Genomic DNA, 210 nt, shown 5'->3' on the forward strand with positions numbered 1-210 from the left:
TCGCAAGAATCACTTGATTCTCCACGCCTTGTTCAGACTGTGAATAGTACGTTTTAATGGTCAAATGTTGTTTGATGTGCTTGAAAAACAACTCGATCTGCCATCTTGATTGATACATCTTTCCGATGTCCTCTGCTGAAAGATCCATTCGGTTCGTCAGGATACGTAGATTCGATTGATGCTTACGTTCAATCGTTACTAAGCGAAACA

The 210-nt window shown here is 40.5% G+C and carries 1 protein-coding gene; it reads right to left on the reverse strand.

All coding sequences use genetic code 11. The features are described from left to right. Window positions 1-210: transposase (locus ACYQ4S_RS13155; protein WP_459771635.1), on the reverse strand; the 210-nt coding region annotated here is incomplete at both ends.

The organism is Alkalibacterium sp. s-m-28 (assembly GCF_054658175.1).